This is a genomic window from Psychrobacter sp. CAL346-MNA-CIBAN-0220 (assembly GCF_040309805.1).
GTDB lineage: Bacteria > Pseudomonadota > Gammaproteobacteria > Pseudomonadales > Moraxellaceae > Psychrobacter.
In genome coordinates this window covers 1-246 of record NZ_JBEOPF010000620.1, presented here as the reverse complement: position 1 = coordinate 246, position 246 = coordinate 1, and the positions used below count along the sequence as shown (strand labels likewise).

Below are 246 nucleotides of genomic sequence, written 5' to 3'. Positions count from 1 at the left end.
GAGCCGGTAATAATATTGGCGTTGTATTCTATTGCCATACGCGACATCGCGTTTTTAAACGTTTCGGTATATTCCGCTAAATAACGAATCGCTTCAGTTTGATTACTTTGATTTCCTAGCCCCATTAATGGCGCATTAAAAAATTCAGGGAATAGTATAAAGTCACTTTTGTAGTCAGATACGGTATCTACAAAGTATTCAACCTGCTTTAGCATTTCTTCAACCGATTCAACACAACGCATTTGC

1 pseudogene is annotated in these 246 nt (G+C 37.8%); it reads right to left on the bottom strand.

Annotated features, from left to right (window positions below):
* Positions 1-246: pseudogene (locus tag AAEY88_RS15045) on the bottom strand (hydrolase); the annotation flags it as partial.